We start from the raw sequence: 3,231 nt of genomic DNA on the forward strand, positions 1-3,231 counted from the left end.
TCGTACACCCGCGCGAAGCCCTCGATCGCGGAGCCGTCGAAGCCGATGCCCTCGTCGAACGCCTGCTCAAGCTCCGCGGGGGCGACGGCCACGGACTTGAGGTAACCGAGCACATCGGTGAACCACAGCCGTACGAACCGGATGTCGCGCTCCTCAAGGGTCCTGAGGACGAATTCCTGCTGCTTGTCCATAGCCACATCCTTGCAGTTCAGACGGTCCGTGCTCCATGTCACGTCGGGTGCGTAATCTGGGGGAAATCCGGGGTCGTGATACTGGAGTCTCTCCCCAGCCCCGGGAGGTGGAGCACGGACCGTCTGAACTGCAAGGATGTGGCTATGGACAAGCAGCAGGAATTCGTCCTCAGGACCCTTGAGGAGCGCGACATCCGGTTCGTACGGCTGTGGTTCACCGATGTGCTCGGTTACCTCAAGTCCGTGGCCGTCGCCCCCGCGGAGCTTGAGCAGGCGTTCGACGAGGGCATCGGCTTCGACGGCTCCGCGATCGAGGGCTTCGCGCGGGTGTACGAGTCGGACATGATCGCCAAGCCGGACCCGGGGACGTTCCAGATCCTGCCGTGGCGCGCGGAGGCACCGGGCACGGCCCGGATGTTCTGCGACATCCTGATGCCGGACGGCTCGCCGTCCTTCGCCGACCCGCGCTTCGTGCTCAAGCGGATCCTGGCCAAGACCTCGGACCTGGGTTTCACCTTCTACACCCACCCGGAGATCGAGTTCTTCCTGCTGAAGGACAAGCCGGTCGACGGCACCCGGCCCACCCCGGCCGACAGCTCCGGCTACTTCGACCACACCCCGCAGAACGTCGGCATGGACTTCCGCCGCCAGGCGATCACGATGCTCGAATCCATGGGCATCTCGGTCGAGTTCAGCCACCACGAGGGCGCGCCGGGCCAGCAGGAGATCGACCTCCGGTACGCGGACGCGCTCTCCACCGCCGACAACATCATGACCTTCCGCCTGGTCATGAAGCAGGTCGCGCTGGAGCAGGGCGTGCAGGCGACGTTCATGCCGAAGCCGTTCTCGGAGTACCCCGGCTCGGGCATGCATACCCACCTCTCCCTCTTCGAGGGCGACCGCAACGCCTTCTACGAGTCCGGCGCGGAGTACCAGCTCTCCAAGGTCGGCCGCTCCTTCATCGCGGGCCTCCTCCGGCACGCCGCGGAGATCTCCGCCGTCACCAACCAGTGGGTCAACTCCTACAAGCGCATCTGGGGCGGCTCCTCCCGCGCCGCGGGCGCCGGCGGCGAGGCCCCCTCGTACATCTGCTGGGGCCACAACAACCGCTCCGCCCTGATCCGCGTCCCGATGTACAAGCCCGGCAAGACCGGCTCGGCCCGCGTCGAGGTCCGCTCCATCGACTCCGGCGCGAACCCGTACCTCACCTACGCGGTCCTCCTCGCCGCCGGCCTCAAGGGCATCGAGGAGGGCTACGAACTCCCGGCCGGCGCCGACGACGACGTCTGGGCCCTCTCCGACGCGGAACGCCGCGCTATGGGCATCGAACCCCTCCCGCAGAACCTGGGCGAGGCGATCTCCCTGATGGAGAAGAGCGAACTGGTCGCCGAAACCCTGGGCGAGCACGTCTTCGACTTCTTCCTCCGCAACAAGAAGCGGGAGTGGGAGGAGTACCGCAGCGAGGTCACGGCGTTCGAACTGAAGAACCTGCTGCCGGTGTTGTAGGCGCGAGTCGGCGGTGGTGGGGAGCGTTTACGTGCCTTCGGCGCCGACGGTCTTCCCACCGTCGGCACCGCAGCCGTTCCAGAGGCTGTGGGTCGTCCGGTGCCACAGCGTGGGCCTCGCGATACGTCCACGTGGGCACGTACGGAAACGACGCCGTCGGCCTGGCGCGCGCCCCGGGGACCGGGTATGTCGCCCGTAGACTCCGTGCCCTGCGTGAGAAGGGGTGTGGTCATGGCGCAGACCGAGGGTGCGCAGTTGTTCCGGGAGAGTTGGATCGCCGGGGTGCGGCGGCACTTTCCCGGGGAGCCGAAGACCGGGTACGTCACGCCGTGGGAGGAGACCCCGCAGTGGGAGCGGGAGGCGGCCGGGGCGGTGTACGCGCAGGTGCGGCAGTTCGTCGAGGTGAGCGGCGGGCACGTGGCGCGGCTGTCCCGGGAGCAGAAGGGTCGGTTCGTCGCGCTGTGCTGGACGGCGCAGATGTACAAGCACTTCGAGGAGCCGAAGCCCGGATACGTCGCGGACTGGGACGCGTTGCCGGAGTGGCAGCGGGAGACCGATGCCGACATCTTCGAGGCGATTGAGGCCGTGCGGCCGCTTGCGGCGTAGCGGAGTGGCCGACGGTCTGATCCCGCATGACGGACGGGTGTCGGCTGAGCGCCGTGGCGAACTGCCGCGCGTACCAGCGCAGTTGTGTGTAGCAGCTCCGGCGTACCTCACGATTCTCGCGAGCTTCCTGGATGGCGTGGGCCATCTCCAGCTCACGCTTCTTGGCGCGGTCGGCGCCCCGCCGGGTGAGCAGCGCGCCCCCAAGTGTGCCCGCTACGCCGGTGATTGCAATCAGTACCGCCCCACGTCCATTCGGTCACCCTGGACCGCGCCACTTGGCCGGCCGCGACGCGCACACCGGCGGTGAGATCCAGGTGGTTCACGCGTTCCGCTCACACCACGAGACGAAGCGGGCGATCTCGGCCGCGGCGTCCCGGGGAAGGTCCTCGTACGCCGACTCCGGCAGGGCCGTGACGGCGGCACGCAGCTCCTCAGCGAGCTCCTGCAAGGGGGCCCAGACCGCCGGCGGGACGTTCACGGTGGCGAGCAGCAGGTCGCCCGGGTAGAAGTACGCGTCGAGCAGTGGATCGTCCACCAGGAGGCGTACGGCGAGCGGCACGACGTACGGCAGCGCCACCTGCTGGGAGACGAGCGTGCGCAGGTCCGCCGGGCGCAGTTCGCGCAGCGGTACGCGCCGCAGGGCATGCACCTTCCGCACCAGGTGGGTCGCGTCGGCGGGCGGATCCGGCCAGCGGGGCCGGTCCAGCTCATCGAGCGTGCGGTCGAGGTGCAGCAGAAGGTCCATGGCGTTCATTGTCGGCCTCGCCGTATGCGTGCGGACTGGAGCGCCTTGCCCGAGTGGCGGCGGGAGATCGATGCTGACTCGTGCAGCGGAGTGGCCGGACCCGGGGGGATCGGATGAATGCACCGGAGGCGTGGGAACTCGGCGCGACCGTCGACGGGCGGTACCGGGTGCTCGGGGAGCTGG

The 3,231-nt window shown here is 68.6% G+C and carries 4 protein-coding genes; 2 read left to right on the forward strand and 2 right to left on the reverse strand.

Features of this window, described 5'->3' with window-relative positions:
- A partial coding sequence (locus tag EAO73_RS36035) for a glutamine synthetase beta-grasp domain-containing protein (protein WP_191134140.1) occupies positions 1–191 on the reverse strand: 191 nt, incomplete at its 3' end.
- Between the two features lie 144 nt (positions 192–335).
- On the opposite strand from EAO73_RS36035, the gene glnA reads away from it, so the two are divergent.
- Positions 336–1,697 (forward strand): type I glutamate--ammonia ligase, encoded by a 1,362-nt coding sequence (glnA, locus tag EAO73_RS19200; protein ID WP_018518530.1) that lies wholly within the window; start codon positions 336–338, stop codon positions 1,695–1,697.
- Positions 1,698–1,928: 231 nt separating this feature from the next.
- The gene (locus EAO73_RS19205) at positions 1,929–2,303 is read left to right on the forward strand and encodes a hypothetical protein (protein ID WP_147972755.1); all 375 of its coding nucleotides are present in this window, start codon (positions 1,929–1,931) and stop codon (positions 2,301–2,303) included.
- Positions 2,304–2,622: 319 nt separating this feature from the next.
- Here EAO73_RS19205 and EAO73_RS19215 read toward each other — a convergent pair whose 3' ends face one another.
- Positions 2,623–3,048, reverse strand: a complete 426-nt coding sequence (locus EAO73_RS19215; RefSeq protein WP_147972756.1) for a contact-dependent growth inhibition system immunity protein — start codon at positions 3,046–3,048, stop codon at positions 2,623–2,625.
- Positions 3,049–3,231 lie beyond the last annotated feature (183 nt).

The sequence above is a fragment of the Streptomyces sp. col6 genome, from assembly GCF_008042035.1.
GTDB lineage: Bacteria > Actinomycetota > Actinomycetes > Streptomycetales > Streptomycetaceae > Streptomyces.